Here is a 25,660-nt window from a genome sequence, read left to right as displayed (position 1 = left end):
TTTAAAGTGCTTTTACATTAATATAAAAGTCTCTATCTACAGTGATTTTAGAATTTTTAGACTTTAATCTTAAAGTTTGATTTTCTGATGAAGGATTAATCCATTGAGATTGTCCATCCACTTCAATTTGAATTGGCATTACAAATCCTTTGACTGTATTTGTCCATTTGTAGTGTAATTTTTTGCCTTCAACTTTATACTCTAAAACAGGAATTTTTATACTTCTTAAATACTGATTGAAAAATCCTTTTAAATCCAAGCCAGATTCTTCAGCTAAACAATCTTCAATTTGTTGAGTTGTTACTGTTTGATGATAAAATTTTGAGTTTAAAGTACGAAGCATTTGTCGCCATTTTTCGTCGTCATTAACTAGTTGACGTAACGTATGTAGCATGTTTGCACCTTTATAATACATGTCTGAAGAGCCTTCATTATTAACATTGTATTGACCAATTAAAGGTCTGTCGTTTTGAATATTTTTTCGTGTGCCAATAACGTAATCTGCTGATGCTTTTTTTCCGTAGTAATAATCTAAAAATAGATTTTCAGAATAGGCTGTAAATCCTTCGTGAATCCACATATCTGCAATATCTACGTTGGTAATATTATTTGCAAACCACTCGTGACCAGCTTCGTGTATAATTATAAAATCGAATTTTAAACCTAATCCAGTTCCAGACAAATCACGACCTAAATAGCCTTTTTTGTATTGGTTTCCATAGGTTACAGAGCTTTGGTGTTCCATTCCTAAATAAGGGACTTCCACTAATTTAAAGCTGTCTTCATAAAAAGGGTAAGGTCCAAACCAATGCTCAAATGCTTTCATCATTTTTGGTGCATCTGTAAAGTGTTTTTTAGCTTTGTCAAGGTTGTCTTTTAGTACATAATAATTCATGTCTAAATCGCCTTTTTCGCCTTTAAAAACTTCAGAAAAATTTGCATAATCACCAATATTTATATTAACACCATAATTGTTAATTGGGTTGTTTACAAACCAATTAAAGGTTGTGGTATTTTCTTTTTCTTCCACACTTCTCAATCTTCCGTTAGAGACGTTTGTTAAGCCTTTTGGTACATTTACACTAATTAACATGCTGTCTACTTCGTCGTACATGTGGTCTTTGTTTGGCCACCACACGCTTGCTCCAAGTCCTTGACAAGATGAAGCTACAAAATGATTTCCGTTGTTGTCTTTTTTCCAAGAAATTCCACCATCCCAAGGTGCTTTAACTGCTTCACGAGGTTTTCCTTCGTAATACGCAATTACGCTATTTGTTTCGCCTATATTTTGTTGGTCTTTAAGTGTAACAAAATGTGCATTTCCATCGTGTTTAATCTCTAATGCTTTATCATTTTGAGTCACTTTAGTAAGTACTAACGGTTCTTGTAAATCGATTTGTAATACTTGGTTTGGTTTTAAAACGGTATATTGGATTGTGTTTTTACCAGTAATAGTTTTGGTCTTAGGATTAACCTTAATGTCTAAATGATAATAGGTCAAATCCCACCATTCGCGCTCTGGCGTGATACTTCCACGAAGCGTATCTTGATGTGTAAAGTTGTTTTTTTCTTTTAGTAACCCTTGTGCATTACTATTAATGCAAAAAGAAAAAAGTAAAATAATAGTGAAAATTAAAGATTTATTCATTCTTTTAGTTGGCTTAGTTTATTTATTTGTAGCGATTAGTCCAGTTTTATATTTTTGACTAGGTATAGAGTCTAAAATATACGGAATGGAATTTAAACCATTAATAGTAGGTTTATAAAGTACAAAATGTAAATGTGGCTCAGTTGCTTGACCTGTATCTCCTGAATAGCCAATAAGTTGACCTTTTTTTATGGAATCTCCTTTTTTTACAATAATTCCATTTTGTTTAAAATGTGCATATTGTGAAAATGTTCCATCGTTATGGTATATAAGTATATTATTAGCTTTGGACTTGTACTTTTTACTGCTTCCACCTTCATCCGAATCATTTTTAACAAACACAACGACACCTTCTCTAATGGCACAAACCTCTTCACCAATCTTCATGGTAAAATCAAGAGCATATCTGGAGACAGGTCCAAAATGAGTAAAACTTCCATTTTGTTGTTGTAAAACACGATAACGTTTTCCTTTAGAAAACGGAAGCCCATAATTGTATAAACTGTCGTAAGTTTTAATTGAAGATGCTCCAAAATTTAATGTAAAATTATAGTTTTTAAATATGTCGCTGGTGTCAATTTGGGTTTTATGAAATTTTAGAATGGTTAATGTATCGGGTTTGGTAAAATCTAAAAATTGGGTTTGGTTTGTTAATTTATTTTCAATCTTTAAAAACGCTGTGGAAATTATTGGATTTAAGAGATTAACATAAATAGAATCGTTATTTGATTTTATTGAAATATAAGAGGGTCTTATTTCCTCTTTTGAACAGGAAACAATAATAAAAAGCAGCAATACATAACGTTTAAACATATTATCTCATTATTTTATTAGGAAACACCACAGGGCTTTCAAAACCGTCTTTTCCAACAGAAGCAATCCCAAAGAAATAGTTGTCAATAACGATGCCATCTAGCATAAATTCTGAGACATCACCAACATAACGACTGTTGTCCCAAGTAGGAGATGTGGTATTTCTCCAGTAAATTTTATAACCGACTGCACCTTCAACTTTATCCCATTTAAATTTAACCGATGGTTCTACAATACCACCAATTGCGACTGTTTTTGGAGCAGGAGGTGCCCAAGCTAAACTAGCCATGTTTATGGCGTTTACAGTGGTTAGTTTTTGTGCATATTCAAAATTTACGTGCTCTATAACATCGCCATATTTAATACCATTTTCTTCACGAATATCTTGGTGTTGTTGTGTGTAATTTTCATGCGCTTCCATAATACGTATTCCAGCAAAACCTAAGTCGTTAAAAGGTCTGTGGTGTCCACCACGTCCAAAACGATCTAATCTATAAATCATCATCGGATTCATTTCTGGCATATACGTTTTTACTGTTTTATGCACATAACGTGCTAATTGACGCGAAATTCCATCGACTTCTCCACCATAAAAACGTCTAAGTGTACGTTCTCTTTCGGTTTCGTTTGCAGGAACTGGTTCTGAGAAAATTCTAAAGGTTCGGTTATCAATTACACCATCCACACCTGTAATATTCCCAATCATGTCATTGTTGAGGATTCCAATAATATCCCAACCTTGCTCTTTGGCATATTTAGCTAAACCTCCACCACCAAAAAGACCTTGCTCTTCGCCAGATAAACCAACATAGATTATACTGTTTTCAAATTTGTATTTAGATAAAACACGAGCAGTTTCAATAGTTCCAGCCATTCCAGAAGCATTATCGTTTGCGCCAGGCGCATCTTTTGTAAATTCCATTGTATCGCTTCCGCGAGAATCGATATCTCCACTCATTATAATATAACGATTTGGATATTTTGTCCCTTTTTGAATAGCTACAACGTTAACAACCCAAGCATCGTGAGGTACACGTTTGTTACCTTCTTTAGTAACAAAATCTTTTTGATAGAAGACTTCTAAACAATTTTTACAATCGGATGAAATTGTTTCAAACTCTGATTTTATCCAGCGTCTTGCTGCTCCAATTCCTCTGGTGTTTGAAATAGTATCACTAAACGTATTTCTGGTTCCAAAATCGACTAAAGTTTGAATGTCATTTTCAATACGTTCTGCGGAAACAGCCTCAATAATATCGTATATTTTTTGATTGGTTTGAGCAGAACTAATTGTAATAAAAAGTAGGAGTAAAGGGAATATTAATTTTTTCATTCAATTATATTTTCCTCTAAATTAATGAAAAATAAAAAACCACTTCAATTTGTGCTAGTTTTTAAATAAAAAAAGCTGTTTCATTACAAAACAGCTTTTTTTGGGTAATTAAAACTAAACTTAATTTTTAAAAGCAGTATTTATTTTCTGCTTTTACTTTTTCTGCAATTTCGATACGTAAATCTACGATATCTGGATAGTTTGCATATTTTGTAAAACGCTTAAGACCCATTAGCATCATACGTTGTTCGTCGCCTTCAGCAAAAGAAATAATACTTTCTTTTCCTTTTTCTTCAACGATATCAACAGCGTGATATAAATATAATTTAGCCATAGCAATTTGAGCAGATTGCTCAGATTCACTCGTACGTTTAACATTTTTCTCGGTTCTTAAAATTGCTGATTCTGCCATATAGATTTCAATTAAGATATCTGCAGCTGCAATTAATAATTGTTGGTGCTCTTCTAATTGAGGACCATACTTTTGAACTGCTCCACCTGCAACCATTAAGAACGTCTTTTTAAGCTTCTTAATCATTTCTTTTTCTTCTGAAAATAATTCAGAGTAATCAGGCGTTTCAAAAGAAGGTATTCCCATTAATTCTTCTTGTACTTTAGAAGCAGGACCTAATAAATCAACATGACCTTTCATAGCCTTTTTTACTAACATACCAACAGCTAACATTCTGTTAATTTCGTTAGTCCCTTCATATATACGAGCAATACGTGCATCTCTCCAGGCAGACTCCATTGGAGTTTCTTCAGAGAATCCCATTCCACCAAAAATTTGGATACCTTCATCTGCAGCATTTTGTACATCTTCAGACACAGCAACTTTTAGGATAGAACATTCTATTGCATATTCTTCAACACCTTTAAGTTCTGCTTCTTGATGTGTATTTCCAGCAGCTTCACGCATTGCGATTCTGTCTTCAATATTTTTTGCAGCTCTGTATGTAGCAGATTCACCAGCATAAGTACTAGCAGCCATTTCAGCTAACTTTACTTTGATTGCTCCAAAATCTGCAATAGGAGTTTTAAATTGTTTACGCTCTTTAGCATAATTTACAGCTGTAGACAAAATTCTACGTTGAGAATCTAAACATGCAGCAGCAAGCTTTATACGACCAACGTTAAGTGCGTTCATTGCAATTTTAAATCCTTCACCACGACCAGCTAACATATTTTCTACTGGTACTACAGTGTCGTTAAAAAATACTTGACGCGTAGAAGAGGCACGAATACCTAATTTGTGTTCTTCTTCACCTAAAGTAATCCCGTTTGGATTTTCTCCATCATATTCTACTATAAATCCAGTAATATTTTTATCACCTTCAATACGCGCAAAAACGATCATCACACTACAGAAACCTGCATTTGAGATCCACATTTTTTGTCCGTTAATTTTGTATGATTTTCCATCTGCAGATAATTCAGCAGTTGTTTTACCTGAATTAGCATCAGATCCTGCTCCAGGTTCTGTAAGGCAATATGCTCCAAACCACTCACCAGAAGCTAATTTTGGTACGTATTTTTGTTTTTGTTCTTCTGTACCATATAAAGTTATTGGCATAGTACCAATTCCTGTATGTGCACCAAAAGCAGTACTAAAAGAACCAGTTCCGCTTGAGATATAATCACAAGTTAATACTGTAGAAACAAATCCCATTCCCATTCCACCATAAGCTTCAGGAACAGCTACACTTAAAAACCCCATGTCTCCAGCTTTACGCATAACGTCTTCTGTTAATGCATAATCTTTAGCTTCAAAACGTGCTTTATGAGGAATAATTTCACGATCATTAAATTCCATTACAGAATCTTTCATCATTGTTTGCTCTTCTGAAAAATCTTCAGGAGTAAACACATCTTCACATTTTGTTTCTTTTACTAAGAATTGACCTCCACGTAGGATATCTTTTTCTAAATCTGCCATTTTATAGTATTGTATTAAGTTCTTTAAATTAGTTTAAAAATTCGAATATTCCGCAAGCACCTTGACCTGTTCCAACACACATGGTTACTGCGCCATATTTACCTTTCATGTCTTGCTTACGCATTTCGTCAAAAAGTTGTACAGATAATTTTGCTCCTGTACATCCTAATGGATGACCAAGTGCAATTGCACCACCATTTACATTAATAATATCTGGATTAAGATTTAGTTCTCTAATTACAGCTAAAGATTGCGAAGCAAAAGCTTCATTTAACTCAATTAAAGCTAAATCGTCTTGTTTTAATCCTGCTTGTTTTAATGCTTTTGGAATTGCTTTTACTGGTCCAATTCCCATGATACGAGGTTCAACACCTGCAGCAGCATAGTTTACCATTCTTGCAATTGGTTCTAAACCTAGTTCTTTAACCATGTCTTCACTCATTACCATTACAAAAGCAGCACCATCACTCATTTGTGACGAGTTACCAGCTGTAACACTTCCTCCAGCAGCAAATACTGCTCTAAGTTTAGCTAAAGCTTCAACACTTGATCCTTTTCTAGGACCTTCATCTTTAGTTACTGTATAAGATTTTGTTGCTTTCTTTCCGTTAGCATCAATGTAAGTTTGTTCTACTTCAATTGGTACAATTTGATCTTGAAAACGATTTTCAGCTTGCGCTCTTAATGCTTTCATATGAGAATTGAATGCAAACTCATCTTGGTCTTCACGAGATACTTTAAACTGTTTTGCAACAGCTTCTGCAGTATTTCCCATTCCCCAATAATAATCTTCATGACCAGCTTTTACGATATCGTAGTTCAATTCTGGTTTAAAACCAGTCATTGGTACACTACTCATACTTTCTGCACCACCAGCAATAATACAATCTGCCATTCCAGCTTGTATTTTTGCAGTTGCCATACCAATAGTTTCTACTCCAGAAGAGCAAAAACGGTTTACAGTTACACCAGGAACATCTACAATATCTAATCCCATTAATGAGATTAAACGTGCCATATTTAATCCTTGAGAACCTTCTGGCATTGCGTTACCAACAATAACATCGTCAATACGCTTTGGGTCTAAACCTGGCAATTCCTTCATCATATACTTGATGGTTTCTGCTGCCAATTCATCTGTTCTTTTAAAACGGAACACGCCTTTTGGTGCTTTACCAACTGCTGTTCTATATGCTTTTACTATATATGCTGTTTTCATTTTTCTTAGTTTCTTAAAGGTTTACCTTTGGTTAACATGTGCTGAATACGTTCTAAAGTTTTACGTTCTGTACATAAACTTAGGAAAGCTTCACGCTCTAAATCCAATAAATATTGTTCTGTTACGCGAGTTGGTTCTGATAAATCTCCACCAGCCATTACGTAAGCTAATTTATTAGCGATTTTCATATCGTGTTCAGAAATGTAGTTAGAGTCTTGCATAGAGTCTGTTCCTACTAAAAACATACCTAATGCTTGTTTACCAAGTACTTTTACATCTGTACGTTTTACAGGTTGTGTATAACCAGAATTAGCCATTAACATAGCATGTTGTTTTGCAACTGCTATTTGACGATCCTTGTTTACTACAACTATATCTTTTCCTTTTTGAAGTAGGTTTAAGTCAAACGCTTCGTAAGCAGAAGTCGATACTTTTGCCATACCAATAGTTAAGAAATGCTCTTGTAATACATTAAGTTGAACGTCTCCTTTTTGGAAAGTATCAGATGCTCTTAAAGCCATTTCTTTAGAACCTCCACCACCAGGAATCACTCCAACACCAAACTCTACAAGTCCCATGTAAGTTTCTGCTGCTGCAACTACTTTATCTGCATGTAATGATAGTTCACATCCACCACCTAAAGCCATTCCGTGAGGAGCAGAGATAGTTGGGATAGAAGAATAACGCATACGCATCATTGTGTCTTGGAAATATTTAATAGCCATGTTAAGCTCATCATATTCTTGCTCTGCAGCCATCATGAAAATCATTCCGATGTTTGCACCAACCGAGAAGTTTGCAGCTTGATTACCAACTACTAAACCAGCAAAATCTTTTTCTGCTAATTCTATACCTTTATTTAATCCAGCTAAAACGTCTCCACCAATAGTGTTCATTTTAGATTGGAATTCTACGTTAAGGATTCCATCTCCAATATCTTCAATAACAACACCAGAGTTTTTAAATACTTCGTTTGTTTTTCTGATATTATCTAAGATGATGAAACTATCTTGACCAGGGATTTTTGTTTGTTTTGTAGAAGGAATATCATAAAAGAATGAAGCTCCATCTTTTACAGTGTAAAAAGAGGTGTTACCAGAAGCTACCATTTTGGTTACCCAAGCAGCAGGCTCCAATCCTTCAGCTTTCATTAATTCGATTCCTTTTTCTACGTCAATTGCATCCCAAATTTGGAAAGGACCATGTTCCCAACCAAATCCAGCTTTCATAGCATCATCAATCTTGTAAAGCTCGTCTGAAATTTCTGGAATACGATTAGATACGTAAGCAAATAATGCAGTAAAGCTTTTACGGTAAAACTCACCTGCTTTATCTTTTCCTTTTACTAATATTTTAAAACGATCTACTACTTTATCAATAGTTTTTGTTAATTCTAAAGTTGCAAATTTTGCACGCTTAGCAGAACGGTATTCTAAAGTGTTTAAGTCTAGAGATAAAATTTCTTTTTTACCTTCAGCAGAAACTGTTTTTTTGTAAAAACCTTGTCCAGTTTTACTTCCTAACCATTTGTTTTCCATCATTGTGTTGATGAAACTTGGTAATTCAAATAACTCTAAACGTTCGTCATTAGGGCAGTTTTCTCTAATTCCGTTTGCAACATGAACCAAAGTGTCTAAACCAACAACATCCACTGTACGGAAGGTTGCCGATTTAGGACGACCAATTACTGGTCCTGATAATTTATCTACTTCCTCGATAGTTAAATCTAAATCTTTAACTGCGTGAAATAAACTTTGTATGCTGAAAATACCAACTCTGTTCCCTATAAAAGCAGGTGTGTCTTTTGCAACTACAGAAGTTTTTCCTAAGAATTTTTCGCCATATTCATTTAAAAACTCTAAAACAGAAGCATCTGTTTTTGGTTCAGGAATTATTTCGAATAATTTTAAGTAACGTGCAGGATTAAAGAAGTGTGTTCCGCAGAAATGTTTCTGAAAATCTTCACTACGTCCTTCATTCATGAATTTAATAGGAATACCAGAAGTATTAGATGTAATTAACGTTCCTGGAGTTCTGTATTTTTCTAGTTTTTCAAAAACTTGTTGTTTAATATCAAGTCTTTCAACTACAACTTCCATAATCCAGTCTACATCTGCAACTTTAGCAATATCGTCTTCTAGGTTTCCTGTAGTAATGCGACTTGCGAATTTTTGATTATAAATAGGAGAGGGTTTAGATTTTAAAGAGGCTTTTAAAGCATCGTTTACTAATCTGTTTCTTACGACTTTGTCTTCTAAGGTTAAGCCTTTAGCTTTTTCTTTGTCGTTTAATTCTCTAGGAACAATGTCTAATAGTAATACATCTACACCAATATTGGCGAAGTGACAAGCAATACCGCTTCCCATAATTCCAGAACCAATAATGGCTACTTTTTTAATTCTACGTTTACTCATTTTATTTTAAAATAGGTTCTTTAGTATATATTTTTTTATTGGAAATCAATTCATTAATTGTATCTGATACTTCATAAAAGTGTTTCAGTTTTTCTTCAGTAACATACTCTTTTATAGTATTATTAAATGTAAGCACACGTTCTCTGGAATATTCTCTTTTCTCTTTACCAAAATCTGTTAAGAATATTAAAACACCACGACCATCTTCTGGATTAGGTTTTCTAGTTATTAACCCTTTTTCTTCCATAGATTTTAACGTTCTGGAAAGACTAGTTGCTTCCATACCCATTTTTGGACCTAAAGAAGTAGAAGGTGTACCATCTTCTGGATCAATGCTTAATAAAGCAAAACCTGTAGCCATAGTGCTGTCAAATTTTACAGCCTCTTCATTATACATTTTATTTACTGCTAACCAGGTGGTTCTTAGCATATAATCAATGGTTCTTTCCTTCATATTTAATGTGTATTTATTTAGATACGAACCAAAGATAAGAAAAATTTATTATGCATGCATAATAAATTTAAAATTGTATATAAAAAAAGCTATCTGTTAATTTAGATAGCTTTTAAAAGGTTAATTTCTGTATATTTTATCGTAAAGGTCTTGGTAGATGTCTTTTATGATTTTTCGTTTCATTTTCATAGTTGGTGTTAAATGTCCACCATCTATAGACCATACATCAGGTGTAAGCTCAAAACGTTTAATTTGTTCCCATTTTCCAAAACTTGAATTGCATTTATCGACTTCTTTTTGAATACGATCAATTACAATTTGAGAGTTAACCATTGCTTGGTTAGTTGTTTCAATTTTATAGTCTTTTCTTTCAATCCATTCTTTTATAAAATCAAAGTTTGGTTGTACAATTGCAGCTGGCATTTTCTCGCCTTCACCAACAACCATAACTTGTTCTATAAAAAGAGATTGTTTTAAGTCGTTTTCTAAAAGTGTTGGAATAACATATTTACCACCAGAGGTTTTAAACATTTCTTTTTTACGACCAGTAATTTTAAGGAATCCGTCTTCATCTAACTCACCCTTATCTCCTGTGTGAAAATATTGGCCAGTCATAACACTTTCTGTTTTCTCTGGGTCTTTAAAATAACCCATCATAACGTTACGTCCTTTTATTAAAATTTCTCCATCTTCTGCAATTTTAACTTCTACACCATCTATTGGTTTACCAACTGTACCAATTTTAAAATGTCTGTTTTTATACATCTCTACAGAAACTACAGGAGAGGTTTCAGTTAACCCATAACCTTGCATTACTTGCATTCCTGCAGCACTAAACACACGAGATAATCTAGATTGTAAAGGTGCAGAGCCTGAGACCATTGTAGTAAGTTCTCCACCAAGAGCATCCCTCCATTTACTAAATATTAGTTTATTAGCTATTTTAAGTTGAAAATTGTACCAAGCACCATTTTTTCCGTAAGGTTCCCATTTTTCTCCAAGTGCTATTGCCCAATGAAAAAGCTTACTTTTTATACCTGTTAATTCTGAACCTTTAGCGTAAATTTTGTCATATACTTTTTCTAATAATCTTGGTACTACACTCATTAGATTAGGTTTAATCTCTTTAGCGTTGTCTCCAATCTTGTCTATCCCTTCAGCAAAATAAATTGAAACTCCTGCATGTTGGTAAATATATATAAGGACACGTTCAAAAATATGACAAATAGGTAAAAAACTAAGAACCCTTGGGTTGTTTTGACTTAAAGGTAAACGCGAAATTGCGCTTAAAACATTACTAGTAATATTATCATGAGATAGCATAACACCTTTTGGTTTTCCAGTTGTACCAGATGTATATATAATTGTTGCTAACTCGTCAGGCTTTACAGCATCTTTTCTTGCTTCAACTTCAGTTTGATTAATTGTATCTTTTCCAAGATTGAATAATTCTGAATAATGCTTACAACCTTCAATATGATCAAATGAGTATACTTCTTTTAAGTTTGTATTTGCTTTTATTTTATTGACTTTATTTAAAACCTCTTCGTCACTAACAAAGCAATATGTAGATCCACTGTGGTTTAATACATATTCATAATCTTCGGAAGATATAGTAGGATATATAGGTACATTTTGTGCTCCAACTTGCAACACACCAATATCCATAATATTCCATTCTGTTCTGTTTGTAGAAGAAATTACAGCAATTTTATCATTTTTTTGAACTCCCATTTTTAATAAAGCGCGACTGATGGTGTTTGCTTTATCAAGATATTCTTTAGTAGATGTAGGTGTCCATTTACCATCATATTTAGTTACTAGAGAAGCTTCTAAATTATATTTTTCTAGTTGATAGTATGGAAAATCAAAAAGTCGTGTTATTTCTGTCATTAGTTTTTTGCGAAGTTATTAAGAATTGCAAAGTATGAAATTTTAACTCCAATTCAAACAGCAACAAAAAAAAGGAGCTGTATTTAAACAGCTCCTAAGCTAACTGATTGATAGCGTGAATAAATGCTTTGTTATTTTTATTTAATAACTAACTATTTTCAAATGAATCCCTTAACTTTCATTTAAATTAAATAAAATACATAAATCCGAAGCTAAATTATGTAAATTCTTTTAGAAGACTATGTAAAAAATCGTAATAATTATTTAAAAGTTTAAATATTACGCTTTTAAATAATTATTTATAAACTCGTTATCAGATTTAAAGTACTCTTTCGGCTTCTGGTCCATAAAAAGCTTGAAGTCTTTAGTAAAATGTGACAAGTCATAATAATCATAATAGTCAATTAATTGAGTAATAGAGGCTTGTTTAGATTCATATTTCTTCATTAAATTAACAAACTTGTATAGTTTAATAAATTTTAATGGTGTTAGACCTACCATTTTTTTAAATTGTGTTTCTAAATGTTTTTGAGATATTGGAAGCAGTTTAAGAAGCGCTTCAACATTTATAATACCTTCATTATTATATATTAATCTTATAGCTTCATCAACCAGTCTTGTGTTTTTGTTTTCAAATAACTCAATATTTAAAAGTCGCTTTTCAATTTTTTTAGCTAGAATATTGCTTTCGTTTTTTTCTTCAAAAAGAGGATTTAAAATACTAAATAAACCAGTATCTATGTCGGAAAGCTTAATATGCTTATCAGTTAATTGAGAAACATCTGTTTTTAAAAGCTTATATAATCCAGTAGGATGTAAATTTATCCCAAAATTATAATACGAAGCTTTAGCTTTTAAATTATAAGACTTATAAGATTGCCCTAAAACAACTAAGCCATTATTCTTGTATGTGTTGTTTTTAAATTCAATCTCTATTGGTGTTTTTGTGTCTAAAAAAATAATATGGCATTGAGCTGTTGGTATAACCTTTGAGTTTAAAGGAATACTTGAGTTGTCAACACTGAGTTCATAAAAATTATTTATTAACGTATTGTCGTTAATACATTTTATGTATTTAAAATTCATTTATAGAGGGATTATCATGAATAATAGTCTATAAACGTAAGAAAAATAATATTAAATTTATGTATAAATTTAATATTATTTTTCAATCCAAAGTCGAGCATTTTCAAAAGCTTCTAACCAAGGAGACACATCGTCTGTTCTGTTTTTGGGATAATTTGCCCAATTCCATTGAAAAGTAGAACGCTCTATATGTGGCATCATCACTAAATGACGACCTGTTTTATCACATAACATTGCTGTGTTGTAATCCGATCCATTTGGATTTGAAGGATAGCTTTCATAACCATATTTTGCAACTATATTATAATCCTTTTCAGATTTAGGAAGATTAAATTTTCCTTCTCCATGACTAATCCAAACCCCTAAAGTAGCATCTTTTAAAGTGTTTAGCATTATTGAATTATTGTCTTGAACAGTTACAGATGTAAAAGCACTTTCGTGTTTTTTAGAATTGTTATGAAGCATTTTTCCATGTACATCGTGTTCTGGATTAATTAGGTCTAATTCCATAAATAACTGACAACCATTGCAGATTCCAACAGATAAAGTATCCTCTCTTTTAAAGAAATTATTTATTGCTTTATTTGCATTTTCATTATACTTTATTGCTCCAGCCCAACCTTTAGCTGATCCTAAAACATCACTATTAGAGAAACCTCCAACTGCTCCTAAAAATTGAATATCTTCCAATGTTTCTCGACCAGAAATTAAATCGGTCATGTGGACATCTTTAACATCAAAACCTGCTAGATACATTGCATTAGCCATTTCGCGTTCAGAATTACTTCCTTTTTCACGTAGTATAGCAGCTTTGGGTCTTGGCTTGCTAGAATCGATATTTGGTAATTTACCAGTAAATTGTTTTGGAAAAGTATATTGTAAAGGTTGGTTTTTATAGTTGTTGTATCTTGTTTCTGCTAAATTATTAGCAGTTTGTTTTTGATCTAGTAAATATGAGGTTTTATACCACATATCTCTTAATCTAGATACTGTCATTGTAAAGACTTCAGTGCCATTAATGACACTTAACGTGTCACTATCTGTAACTTTCCCAATGTTGAAAAACTCAATATTAGCTGAAGCTAAAATGGATTCAATTGAGTTATCTTTAGATTGAAATACAATTCCAGAATTTTCAGAAAACAATACTTTACAAGAATCTTTTTGGTTTAATGCAGTAATATCTAATTCTGCTCCTAAATTAGTATCTGCAAAACATAATTCTAATAATGTAGTAATTAAACCACCAGAAGCAACATCATGACCAGCAACAATTTGGTTGCCTTTTATTAATTGTTGTATTGTATTAAACACTGTTTTTACATAACTAGCATCTTTAACATTTGGAGTGTTATTTCCTACTTTGTTAAGGATTTGAGCAAAACTACTTCCACCTAATTTAAAGTCGTCCTGAGATAAATTTATATAGTAAATATCTCCATCATTTTTATTAAAAACGGGTTCGATTACTTTTTTAATATCATTACAATTTGCTGCTGCAGAAATAATTACTGTTCCAGGAGAGATAACTTCTTCATTAGCATATTTTTGTTTCATTGATAATGAATCTTTTCCTGTAGGTACGTTAATGCCTAAGTCAATTGCATATTCAGAAATTGCTTGTACAGCTTCATATAATCTAGCATCTTCACCTTCATTTTTACAAGGCCACATCCAGTTTGCAGATAATGAAACAGATTTTAAACCATCCTTTAAAGGAGCCCAAATAATATTAGTTAACGCTTCAGTAATACTGTTTCTGCTTCCAGCAATTGGGTTAATTAATCCAGAAATAGGAGAGTGCCCAATAGAGGTTGCGACACCTTCTTTACCATTATAATCTAAAGCCATAACACCAACATTATTTAGTGGTATTTGTAATGGACCAACACATTGTTGTTTGGCAACTTTACCACCAACACAACGGTCTACTTTATTTGTCAACCAGTCTTTACAAGCAACAGCTTCTAGTTGTAATACTTGGTCTAAATAATCGTAAAAGTTATCTGGATTATATGAAATGCCACCATAGTTTCTGTCTAAGGTAGTGTCTGTCATTATTGTTTTTGGAGAACTACCAAACATGTCTTCCAATGCTAAATCCATTGGTTTATCACCTTTTGTTTTAGATTTAAAAGTAAAACGATTGTCTCCAGTAACATCTCCAACAGTATACATTGGAGAGCGTTCACGTTCTGCAATTTTGTTTAAGGTATCTAAATGTTTTTCTGCGATAACTAATCCCATTCGTTCTTGAGACTCGTTACCAATAATTTCTTTAGCAGACAATGTAGGATCACCAACTGGTAAGGCGTCCAAATCTATTTGCCCACCTGTGTCTTCAACTAATTCTGATAAACAATTTAAATGTCCACCAGCACCATGATCATGGATAGACACTATAAAATTCTCGTCACTTTCTACCATTCCACGCACTGCATTTGCTGCACGTTTTTGCATTTCTGGGTTACTTCGTTGTACAGCATTAAGTTCTATTCCAGAGGAAAATTCTCCTGTGTCTGCTGATGATACAGCAGCTCCACCCATTCCAATTCTGTAATTTTCTCCACCTAAAATGACTATTTTATCTCCTTCTTTTGGTATGTCTTTTAAAGCTTGCTCTGCTTTACCATATCCAATTCCTCCAGCTTGCATGATAACTTTGTCGTATCCAATTTTACGATTGGTTCTTTTTGACCCATTAATTATGGTACTTGAGCTTTCATCATGTTCAAAAGTTAAGACAGAACCACATATTAAAGGTTGCCCGAATTTGTTTCCAAAATCAGATGCTCCATTACTAGCTTTTATTAAAATATCCATTGGTGTTTGGTACAACCAAGGACGTGCATCCATTTTTTGTTCCCAAGGACGATTCTCTTCTAAACGAGAATATGAGGTCATGTATACTGCTGTTCCTGCTAATGGTAAGGATCCTTTTCCTCCAGCAAGTCTGTCTCTAATTTCTCCTCCAGAACCAGTTGCTGCTCCATTAAAAGGCTCAACTGTGGTTGGAAAGTTATGTGTTTCCGCTTTAAGCGAAATAACAGATTCAAAATCTTTTTTTGTATAAAAATCAGGTATATCTGCGCGCTTAGGTGCAAACTGTTCCACTTTAGGACCTTTTATAAATGCAACATTGTCTTTGTAAGCAGATACAAGATTATCAGGTTGCTTCTTTGACGTTTCTTTAATCATCTTGAAAAGCGATGTTGGCTTTTCTTTTCCATCGATAATAAAAGTCCCATTAAAGATTTTATGACGACAATGCTCTGAGTTTACTTGACTAAAACCAAAAACTTCCGAGTCTGTTAATGGTCTACCTATTTTTTTTGAAACACCTTCTAAATACCCAATTTCATCATCATTTAAGGCTAAGCCTTCTTGTTGGTTATATGCAGAAATGTCTTTAATATTTAATATTGGTTCTGGTTTGATATCAATGGTAAATGACTCTTGATTTAATCCATTGTATTTTTCAGAAATCATAGGGTCGAAACCTTTAAAGTCTGATTGACAAGCTTCAAATTCTTCAATTCTTATAATACCTTTTATTCCCATGTTTTGGGTAATCTCTACAGCATTTGTACTCCAAGGTGTAATCATTGCAGCTCTAGGACCAACAAAAAAAGCATCTAAAGATGCTTGTTCTATTTTTGGCTGGTCGCCAAATAACCATATCAATTTTGAAATGGTTTGCGTTGATAATTCTTTTGTTGCTTGAACAGCAAATAGTTTACTGTTTTGGTTTCCGAAGAAATGAATCATTATATTTTAGTTTGAGTGTTGTTTTTAAAAGAGACAAATTTAAGTTTTTTAGTGATAATACTTCATAAAAAATAAGCCTTAATTTAATAGTTATCCACTAGGTTTTAAACATAAAAAAAAGCGACTAATAAGTCGCTTTTTTTAGAATGTTAAAGAAATTTGATTATTCTTTAATTAATTTTTTAGTTACAGTTCCATTTTTGTTCTCTAATTTTAAAATGTAAACACCTTTACTTAATGAGGATAAGCTTACTTTATTGTTATTAGGTGTAATGGTTCCGTTTAGTATTTTCTTTCCTAAAATATTATAGATTTCAAAACGTGAATTTTGAGAATTCTCTATTGTTAAAAGGTTTCCTTTTACTGGGTTAGGATATATTTTAAATTCGTTTTTATTTATACTAGTAACATTTAATACTGCTTGTGTATGTTGGCCTAAGTCAGTACATGTATTTGATGCAGAACTTGTCCATTCAGCAATATCAAAAGTTGTGTTTCCACCAGAAATATTAGAGTTTCTAACTAATGTTGTATTTTGAGCAAAATTGCTATTATCGCCTAAAGTACCAAGTATATCTATAAGTACTCCGTTTTTAAATAACCCAATAGCATCATTACCATTAAATCCAGTAATTGTATTATTAGAGTTGTCTACAACTCCTGTACATACTGCTAAACTTCCATTACCAATAACATAAACATCATTATTATTTATTGATGCTCCACCTGGAAAGTTATATGTAGCAGTCCAAGCAGAATTTCCGTTAGAGCTTAATCTTAATTCATATGCAGAAAGGTCTGTAATATCAGATCCTGTAAAATTTGCAATTTCTAATGCTTTATTGTTACTTGAACCTTCCATGTATTCTGAAAAGTATAAGTCGCTACTTCCTCCACCTGTACTTCCAGCAATTGTTGTTGCAGAATCAGAAGTACTTAGTGCAGACATATTATTTGCAGCATCCTTTGCTAAAACTGTAAATGTATATGTAGTTAATTGTGTTAATCCTGTAACTGTATATGTTGTAGCGTTAGAATTTGTTGTAACATAAAAAGTACCATCTACATAGATGTCATAAGTTGTTACAGCAGTGTCGTCTGTTGATGCTGTCCAAGATAAATCTACAGTTGTAGCAGTAGGGTTTGAAGCTGCTAGGCTTGTTGGTGTAGTAGGTGCTTGTGTATCTGGACTTGGATTCCAAATTGCATTAGCATATTCTGGATGGCTAATAAATGGGTTAGCGTTTCCTTGAAAATTATATGCTGCAGTATTACGGTCAATATCTCTTTGATCTACTGGATCTATATTGTTATGCCAATCTAATAATAAATCTATTGCCCAAGTTTGAAATACTTGATCGTTAGTACCATTAAACATATCAAAAGAAGTGTATCCATTTACTGTACTTTCATAACGTGTAGCAAAATATAATAAAGCTCTTGCAACATCTCCTTTAAATTCGTCAATTGGTTCAAAAACAGTTCCAGAATAACCACTTACAGCACTTGATCCTTTTTTAGATCCATTACTATAAGTATTAGTAGCAGATGCTACAGTACCGAAAGCAAAGCTACCACGTCCACCATTAACATATCCATCTGTTGGATATACATGATGTATATCGTTTTTCATAGGTGATGCTTCGTTAAAACTAGATTGAGGCACTAAATGTTCTCTATTATAACAAGACCCTTCTCCAGAATAATTTCCACATTGATCTGTAGAATAGGTATAATTATAAGAATCTGCACCAGTTGGTATTTCTGAGTAGATATCTAAAATAGTATTATCATTTTCGTAATATAAATCTCTATCTGTATTTTGGTACCCTATCCATAGTCCTCCATAACCTTGATCATTGTGACCAGAAGTAATTATATTACTAAGTTCTGTCTTTAATGCATAGCCACTAAGTCCAGTAGCACTATCATAATAATTAGCAGGTATTTGGGCAAATGCTAAAGTAGTAAGTAATAAAGTAGTAAATAGTAAGTAAACTTGTTTCATGTAATTTAATTTGGGTTGTAAAACATTACTCAAATTTATTAAGCAAAGCTTTTTTAAGTGTTTTATAATGCGAAAATAATAATTTTTAACGACAAAATACAAATTTAATGGATGAAATACATAAATTATTTCTTTTCAAGTAATGCCATATAAAAGCCATCAAAACCAGAAACATGAGATAAAATCTTTTTGTCTTTAACCAATGTAAATTCTTTTCCGTTATCCGAAGCTAAAAACTTTGAGACTTGTTCTTGATTTTCTGAAGGTAAGATAGAGCATGTTGCATACACTAATTTTCCACCAGATTTTACCATTTTAGAATAGGAATTTAAAATTTCAGCTTGAGTTTTCTTAATGCGTTCCATAAACTCTGGTTGCATATTCCATTTAGAACCTGGATTACGCCTTAAAACTCCTAGTCCAGAACATGGAGCGTCAATTAACACTCTGTCAGCTTTGTCATATAATTTTTTAATGACTTTGGTAGAGTCTATATGTCTTGGTTCTATATTATGTGCACCTGCTCTTTTTGCACGACGTTTTAATTCTTTTAATTTGTTATCATATATATCTAAAGCAATAATCTGACCTTTGTTTTCCATTAAAGAAGCAAGGTGTAATGTTTTTCCTCCAGCTCCTGCACATGTATCTACAACACGCATTCCAGGTTCTACGTCTAAATATTCTGCTACTAATTGAGAAGAAGCATCTTGTACTTCAAAATATCCTTTTTTAAAAGCTTCAGTAGTAAATACATTACCACGTTCTGCTAATTTTAAAGCACTAATATGATTTGGTATTTCTTCGGTTTCTATGTCTAAGTCAAATAATTCTGCTTTTAATTGTTCTTTAGTTGTTTTAAGAGTATTAACCCTTAAAATAACATCTGCTTGAATGTTTAAAGCAGTTGCTTCTTTACTCCAGATTTTATCACCTAATTCTTTAGCAGCTAATTCGTCCATCCAATCTGGAAAAGATTCTTTTATTTTTCTAATTTTAGACAACTCGTCAAAACGCCCTTTTATTTTGCGTTGTGGAGTGTTTTCAAAGTATTTCCAATCTGGTAGTTTTACACCTTTTAGGGTTGCCCAAACAGCAATCATGCGCCAAATATCATCTCTGCTAAAAGGTTCTTTAATTTCAGCAATTTCAGCATAGAGGCGTTTCCAACGTACAATATCATAGGTAGTCTCTGCAACAAACCCTCTGTCACGACTTCCCCAACGTTTGTCTCTTTTTAATAATTGTTGTACTACTTTATCTGCATATTTACCTTCGTTAAAGATTAATAATAAACCATCTACGGTTGCAAAACATAAGTTTCTGTGTAAGCGCATTTTTTAAGTTTTAAAAGCGTGCAAAGTTACGTTAAATAACACGAATTTTCATTACTTTTTATTTTTTAGATAATTTGACATACCTTTTCAAAAATAAACACAAACTATGCGCAAGTATTTTTTGTTATTTGCATCTAAACATAGTTAAGAACAATACCTAGCATTTTTTGACAGAAACCGAATTTATAGAACAATTAAAAAGCCAAACCAGAGCGTCTTATAGTAAGCTGTTAGACGATTTTCAGCAAAAAGTATTTGGAACTTGCTTGTCTTTTGTGCCAAATAAAGAAGATGCAGAAGATATTGCTCAAGAGGTGTTTGTAGAGGTATTTAATTCTATTCATAAGTTTAAAGGAGATTCTAAATTATCTACTTGGATCTATAGGATTACCACTAATAAATGTTTAGGTTTTATAAGAAAAAGAAATGCAAAAAAACGTTTTGCGTTTTTACAATCCTTATCTGGTAATGATTATAACTTAGATAAAGCTAGTTATTTTACAGAGATTAATCATCCAGGATTAGTATTAGAGCAAAAAGAAACTAGTAATACTATATTTTTAGCAATAAACAAATTGCCAGAGACACAACGATTAGTTTTTACATTAAATAAAATAGATGATAAAAGCTATAAGGAGATTAGTGAAATCACTAATAAAAGTATAGGATCTATTGAGTCTTTATTATTTAGGGCAAAAAAGAATTTACAAGTTATTTTACACGAATTTTATAAAAATCACAATTAGACGCAAGTTTTTTAGCAAAACTGCATCTAAAATTTAGAATTATGAAAACAAATAAAAACATACAACAACAAATAGAGAATACGTTCGACGCTATGGATAGTATTCAGCAAGTTAATGTTTCGCCTTTTTTTAAAGACAAGACTTTGCAACGTATGTTCTCTAAAAAAGAAGAAACTGTTTCCATTTGGAGTTGGTTTACACCTCAATTGCAATTAGCAACTTTAGTTTGTGTTTTAGCGATAAATGTTTATGCTATAAGACAAATAAAAAATTCTAGTTATAACGAATCTATTTCAACTTTTGCTACAGATTATGGATTATCTGCAGAGTCAAAATCATCAACTTTTAATTTATAATCATGAAAAAAAATACAATTTTATATGTGTTACTTTTTGTCTTAATTATAATTAATGGTTTTTTCTTATTTAATTATTTAGGTAGACCAAACCATAAAGGACCAAAAGAATCTGGTGACTTTATTGTTAAAGAATTAAATTTTAATGATGAACAGTTAAAACAATTTAATGATCTTGAAGAAGCACATCATAAAAAGATGGAAGCAATTGGTGATGGTGTTAAAAACATTAAAGATGAACTATCTAATAAGATTACAGCATCTATGATTAATAATACTGAAATAGATAGTCTTATTACTTTAATAGCTAATAAAGAAATACTTATAGAAAAAGAAATGTTTTTAAAGTTAAGAAGTATTTATGAAATCTGTAATGATCAACAAAAAAAGCGTTTTGATGATATTATAAAAAAAGCAAGACGATTTAATGATAAAGGGCAGAAGAGACCAAGAGGACCAAGAGAATAATATAAGTTTGATTAATAGTTTGAAAAGGATCTTAGTTTTACTAAGGTCTTTTTTTTGTGTTTTATTTAACAAAGTCAAGCACATGTTGTTTGTCTTTTATTCATCTAAAACTATATATCTAACTTGATTTCAATCTTATATAAAAAGATAGAAAAAATGAATTTTAATCATATAATTAAAAACCAAGAATTATGAAAAACCTAAGAAAAAAAATAATTTTTTTATTTGTAGCATTTATTTTTAGTGCTATAACTTTAAGTTTTAATGCTTGTAGTAGCGATGATGATACATCAGTAACAGAAGAGGAGAGTGAAGATGTAGAAGAGGTTGATGACACAGATTTTGAAGCCTCAGATTGGACAGAAGCGACGCATAGTAACGATGTAGACCCAGATTTTGATGAGGTATTTGAAGATGAAGCAGTAAAAAGAATTGACATTGTTGTTACCGAAGCTCGTTGGCAAAGTATGCTTGACGATATGACAGATACTTACGGAACATTTGGAACTGGTAATGGTTCGTTTTCTGGTGATGAAGAAGACCCTATTTTTGTACCAGCAGAAGTTTTTTATGAAGGACTAGAATGGTACAGAGTAGGTATCCGTTTTAAAGGTAACTCTAGTTTAGCATCTTCTTGGTCTAACGGAATTTTAAAACTATCATTTAAACTAGACTTTGATGAGTTTGAAGATGATTATCCACAAATAGATAATCAACGTTTTTATGGATTCAAAAAATTACATCTAAAAAACAATTATAATGACAAGTCAATGTTACGCGAAAAAGTTGCTGGAGATGTGTTTAGAAATGCTGGATTAGCAGGTTCTCGTACTGCTTTTTATACATTGTATGTAGATCATGGAGATGGACCTGAGTATTTTGGTTTATATACAATGGTTGAAGATGTTGAAGATACCCTTTTAGATGATTATTTTGGAGATGATGATGGTAATTTATATAAACCAGATGGTGATGCAGCTAGTTTTGCATCTGGTACTTATGATGAAGATGAATTTGTAAAGAAAAATAATGAAGATGAAGCAGATTTTTCTGATGTATCAAGCTTATTATCAATTTTACATGATAATAGTAGAACAACAGATCCTGCAGCATGGAGGACTAACCTAGATGCTGTTTTAGATACCGATGTGTTTTTAAAATACTTGGCTGCAAATACAGTAATTCAAAACTGGGACACCTATGGTCGTATGACACATAATTATTATCTGTATAACAATCCTGATACAAGTAAATTAACATGGATTCCTTGGGATAATAACGAAGCGTTACAAACAGGTAATATGGGTGGATCTTTACCGTTAGATTTTTCAGGATTAAGTAGTAGTGAGTGGCCATTAATTGGATATTTATATGCAGATGATGTTTATAAAGCGCAATATGATACGTATGTACAAGAAGTAGTAGATGACGCATTTAATGTAAGTGCAATTCAATCTCAATATGCAACATATTCAGCTTTAATAGAGCCTTATGCGACATCAGAAATTTCAGGCTATTCATTTTTAAATAATAGTTCAGAATTTCAAACAGCAGTAAATACTTTAAATGCCCACGTCACATCTCGTGAAGCAGCAGTAAATAATTATTTAAATTAAAAATATAAAGAAAATAGTTTTGGTTGATTAGTAGTGAAAGCTTCATGATGTAATGTCATGGAGTTTTTCTTTTCAATCTTTAAATTGACTAACCTATTTAATAAAATTTTATCGATGAAAGTATTAAGAAAAATTAGAAAAAAATTAATAGTTTCAGGTAAATTTAAAAGTTATACGTTATATGCTTTTGGAGAAATTTTATTAATTGTTATTGGTATTTTAATTGCATGGAAAATTAATAGTTTAAATGAAATTAGAAAGAATAAAATAGTACAAGTAAAAATTTATGAGAGTTTATATGAAGAATTAAATACTAATTTAAATGTGTTAGACAAAACTATAGTTCGCTATAGTAACACCATTTTGACTTTACAAAGTGCATTGAATTATGTTGGTCAGCATCCAGATAATCTAACCCAAAAAGTTAAAGATTTAATTGTTCAAATAAAGTTTAAGACTACTAATTTGAGAGATGAATCGTTAAGCTCTGTAAATATGACAGATAAATTTCAGTTTCTAGAAAATGATTCGTTAGCCAATTTAATATCACATTACCCAAGTAGTTTAATAATTTTTGAAAATCAAGAAACTAAAATTAATAATATAGTAGAAAATAGGATAAAACCTATAATTGAAAAACATATATCGTTAGTAGATTTACTTCCTAATGATAATGAAAACTATAAAAACATTAAGTTGTTTGGTCAAAAGTCAAATTATTACCAATTGTTAAATAGTAAAGATTATCAAAATAGTGTAATTGATCAATTATTACAAACTCAGATACAATTAAATAATGGTATTGATCTCAGAAAAAAAAACAAGACTACTTGCCTTTAAACTTAATAAAGAATTAAATTAATATATATAAAATTAAAATTCAGCACAAGTAATTTAAAAAAAGCACGTCTAAATAATAACAATTAAAAATAATAACGATGAAAAATACCTCTTTAAGAATTACATTACTATTATTAGCCATTTTATTTGGGTTTGTAGCTTGTAATAATGATGATGACTCAACAACTTCAGACGATTCTGATTCTGAGACAGATACATCAACCGTTGTAGATGTAAATTCATCTTATTTTACAACAACTGATGGTTCAGTAACCATCACAACTGTTCCTTGCACTTTATCAGATGGTACCTCAACAGATTGTTACCAAATAGTAACAAGTAGTATCCCTACTGACCATGTGGTTGGTCCTTGGTGTCCAGACAATATATCAGACGATGCGTCTGCAGGAGGAATCTGGTTAGAAGGAGGAGAAGTTTATGATGTTGATGGTGCTTTTGTTCAAAATATGGCAACATTTTATAACGATACAACATGGCAAATGTATGATGCCAATGGTGATATTTACGTTACCGAAACCGAGGACGATTGTATCAATGCCGCAAATCCTAATGTTGGAACAGCCTACGAAAATTTCTGTGTAGAATGTTTACCAACTTATGTAACCGATTTAACACAAACGTGGTTAATACCAATAACACCTATAGCTCAAGCCAATGCTGCGCTTTTCGCAACAGGACCTGGAGGACCTGGTAATACTGCGCCTTCAACTCGTGGTATTGCTTTAAATGGAATAGAGTTTTCAGCACCAGCACCAGTCGATAATATTCTTGGTGCCTATACTTTAGCACCTTTTGATGATGCAGGAGGACATATTAACGTAAATCAAGGCTACTACTATCACGCAGCAACAGGTTTAAGTACTAAAATAGAGCAAACAGATGGTCATTCAGCTTTAATAGGTTACGCCTTAGATGGACATGGAATTCATGAGCATTTAGATGCAAATGGTAATGAATATACCGACTTAGATACTTTACTTGGTCATACTGATGATACAAGAGGATATCATTACCACGTAGATTATGCTGGTAACAACAATTTTATAAATGGTTTAAAAGGCGCTTACGTAGTCAATTAAAAAACAGATGAAAACGTATTTTACATCAATATTTATAGGATTGTTTGCAATGATTGGTTTTGCTCACAATCCAGATGTTTCGACCACAATGTTGGTTGAAAAAGACGATAACCAATGGGTTTTACAAATTAGTGCATCGTTAACTGCTTTTCAGCAAGAAATAAAAACACACTTTGCTGAATATAAAACGCCAGAGGAGTTTCAACAAATGGTTTTAGAGCACATTAAAAATAATTTCGACATTAAATTCAATGACAATCAAGCTATCACATTAAGCAATGGGATGGTAAAATTAGGTCATGAAACCAAAGTTATTTTTGAAGTCCTTGGTGTACCTTCAGATATAAAAAAGGTCTATATTAAAAATAGTGCTTTCAAGGATATACATAATAATAAAAGCGCCTTAGTGTTTTTAAAAGAAGGTTTTAATAAAGAACATTTCACTTTAAATAATAAAAACAATCATACTTTAAAATTAGTAATAGATGATAATAAGTTTGTTTTAGAAACTATAAACAAAGCTAGTTTTCTTTCTGCTAACATGGGTTACGCACTATTAGTTGTACTTCTATTAGGTTTATTATACATAATTAAAACAAAAAAGAAAAGTAATTCAAATAACTAAT

Annotated in this window: 19 protein-coding genes; 7 read left to right on the top strand and 12 right to left on the bottom strand. The window is 31.9% G+C overall.

The window, feature by feature from the left end:
• Position 1: 1 nt before the first annotated feature.
• The 12 genes from SJY17_RS13910 to SJY17_RS13855 form a co-directional block, all read right to left on the bottom strand.
• A complete protein-coding gene (locus SJY17_RS13910) occupies positions 2 to 1,648 on the bottom strand; it encodes a M1 family metallopeptidase (protein ID WP_397363172.1) in 1,647 nt (548 codons plus the stop codon).
• An 18-nt stretch (positions 1,649 to 1,666) separates the two neighbouring features.
• Positions 1,667 to 2,461 (bottom strand): M23 family metallopeptidase, encoded by a 795-nt coding sequence (locus SJY17_RS13905; protein WP_397363171.1) that lies wholly within the window; start codon positions 2,459 to 2,461, stop codon positions 1,667 to 1,669.
• A gap of 1 nt (position 2,462) precedes the next feature.
• Positions 2,463 to 3,794: a M28 family peptidase gene (locus tag SJY17_RS13900; RefSeq protein WP_397363170.1), complete on the bottom strand. Its 1,332-nt coding sequence runs from the start codon at positions 3,792 to 3,794 to the stop codon at positions 2,463 to 2,465.
• Between the two features lie 127 nt (positions 3,795 to 3,921).
• The gene (locus SJY17_RS13895) at positions 3,922 to 5,730 is read right to left on the bottom strand and encodes an acyl-CoA dehydrogenase family protein (protein ID WP_397363169.1); all 1,809 of its coding nucleotides are present in this window, start codon (positions 5,728 to 5,730) and stop codon (positions 3,922 to 3,924) included.
• Positions 5,731 to 5,758: 28 nt separating this feature from the next.
• On the bottom strand, positions 5,759 to 6,949 hold the full coding sequence (locus SJY17_RS13890; protein WP_397363167.1) for an acetyl-CoA C-acyltransferase: 1,191 nt from the start codon (positions 6,947 to 6,949) through the stop codon (positions 5,759 to 5,761).
• A 5-nt stretch (positions 6,950 to 6,954) separates the two neighbouring features.
• Positions 6,955 to 9,363: a 3-hydroxyacyl-CoA dehydrogenase/enoyl-CoA hydratase family protein gene (locus tag SJY17_RS13885; RefSeq protein WP_397363166.1), complete on the bottom strand. Its 2,409-nt coding sequence runs from the start codon at positions 9,361 to 9,363 to the stop codon at positions 6,955 to 6,957.
• 1 nt (position 9,364) lies between these two features.
• Positions 9,365 to 9,817, bottom strand: coding sequence for a MarR family winged helix-turn-helix transcriptional regulator (locus SJY17_RS13880; protein WP_397363165.1), 453 nt, complete (start codon positions 9,815 to 9,817; stop codon positions 9,365 to 9,367).
• A 120-nt stretch (positions 9,818 to 9,937) separates the two neighbouring features.
• Complete coding sequence (locus tag SJY17_RS13875) at positions 9,938 to 11,710, bottom strand: AMP-dependent synthetase/ligase (RefSeq protein WP_397363164.1); 1,773 nt, start codon at positions 11,708 to 11,710, stop codon at positions 9,938 to 9,940.
• A 279-nt stretch (positions 11,711 to 11,989) separates the two neighbouring features.
• On the bottom strand, positions 11,990 to 12,796 hold the full coding sequence (locus SJY17_RS13870) for a DUF6597 domain-containing transcriptional factor (RefSeq protein WP_397363163.1): 807 nt from the start codon (positions 12,794 to 12,796) through the stop codon (positions 11,990 to 11,992).
• 75 nt (positions 12,797 to 12,871) lie between these two features.
• Positions 12,872 to 16,564, bottom strand: a complete 3,693-nt coding sequence (gene purL, locus SJY17_RS13865) for a phosphoribosylformylglycinamidine synthase (protein ID WP_397363162.1) — start codon at positions 16,562 to 16,564, stop codon at positions 12,872 to 12,874.
• Between the two features lie 163 nt (positions 16,565 to 16,727).
• On the bottom strand, positions 16,728 to 18,572 hold the full coding sequence (locus SJY17_RS13860; RefSeq protein WP_397363161.1) for an endonuclease: 1,845 nt from the start codon (positions 18,570 to 18,572) through the stop codon (positions 16,728 to 16,730).
• Between the two features lie 125 nt (positions 18,573 to 18,697).
• Positions 18,698 to 19,909, bottom strand: coding sequence for an RsmB/NOP family class I SAM-dependent RNA methyltransferase (locus SJY17_RS13855; protein WP_397363160.1), 1,212 nt, complete (start codon positions 19,907 to 19,909; stop codon positions 18,698 to 18,700).
• Between the two features lie 167 nt (positions 19,910 to 20,076).
• Here SJY17_RS13855 and SJY17_RS13850 point away from each other — a divergent pair, with 167 nt between their 5' ends.
• From SJY17_RS13850 to SJY17_RS13820, 7 genes are all read left to right on the top strand, one after another.
• Positions 20,077 to 20,655, top strand: coding sequence for an RNA polymerase sigma factor (locus SJY17_RS13850; RefSeq protein ID WP_397363159.1), 579 nt, complete (start codon positions 20,077 to 20,079; stop codon positions 20,653 to 20,655).
• A 41-nt stretch (positions 20,656 to 20,696) separates the two neighbouring features.
• Positions 20,697 to 21,011: a hypothetical protein gene (locus SJY17_RS13845; RefSeq protein ID WP_397363158.1), complete on the top strand. Its 315-nt coding sequence runs from the start codon at positions 20,697 to 20,699 to the stop codon at positions 21,009 to 21,011.
• 2 nt (positions 21,012 to 21,013) lie between these two features.
• Positions 21,014 to 21,478, top strand: a complete 465-nt coding sequence (locus SJY17_RS13840; RefSeq protein WP_397363157.1) for a Spy/CpxP family protein refolding chaperone — start codon at positions 21,014 to 21,016, stop codon at positions 21,476 to 21,478.
• 191 nt (positions 21,479 to 21,669) lie between these two features.
• A complete protein-coding gene (locus tag SJY17_RS13835; protein WP_397363156.1) occupies positions 21,670 to 23,094 on the top strand; it encodes a CotH kinase family protein in 1,425 nt (474 codons plus the stop codon).
• A 114-nt stretch (positions 23,095 to 23,208) separates the two neighbouring features.
• Complete coding sequence (locus SJY17_RS13830) at positions 23,209 to 23,934, top strand: hypothetical protein (RefSeq protein ID WP_397363155.1); 726 nt, start codon at positions 23,209 to 23,211, stop codon at positions 23,932 to 23,934.
• 98 nt (positions 23,935 to 24,032) lie between these two features.
• The gene (locus SJY17_RS13825; RefSeq protein WP_397363154.1) at positions 24,033 to 25,034 is read left to right on the top strand and encodes a YHYH protein; all 1,002 of its coding nucleotides are present in this window, start codon (positions 24,033 to 24,035) and stop codon (positions 25,032 to 25,034) included.
• A 7-nt stretch (positions 25,035 to 25,041) separates the two neighbouring features.
• Positions 25,042 to 25,659, top strand: a complete 618-nt coding sequence (locus SJY17_RS13820; RefSeq protein ID WP_397363153.1) for a hypothetical protein — start codon at positions 25,042 to 25,044, stop codon at positions 25,657 to 25,659.
• Position 25,660: the final 1 nt, after the last annotated feature.

Source organism: Olleya sp. R77988, assembly GCF_044594215.1.
In the GTDB taxonomy this organism is placed as follows: Bacteria; Bacteroidota; Bacteroidia; order Flavobacteriales; family Flavobacteriaceae; genus Olleya.
This window is presented reverse-complemented; position numbering and strand designations above follow the sequence as displayed.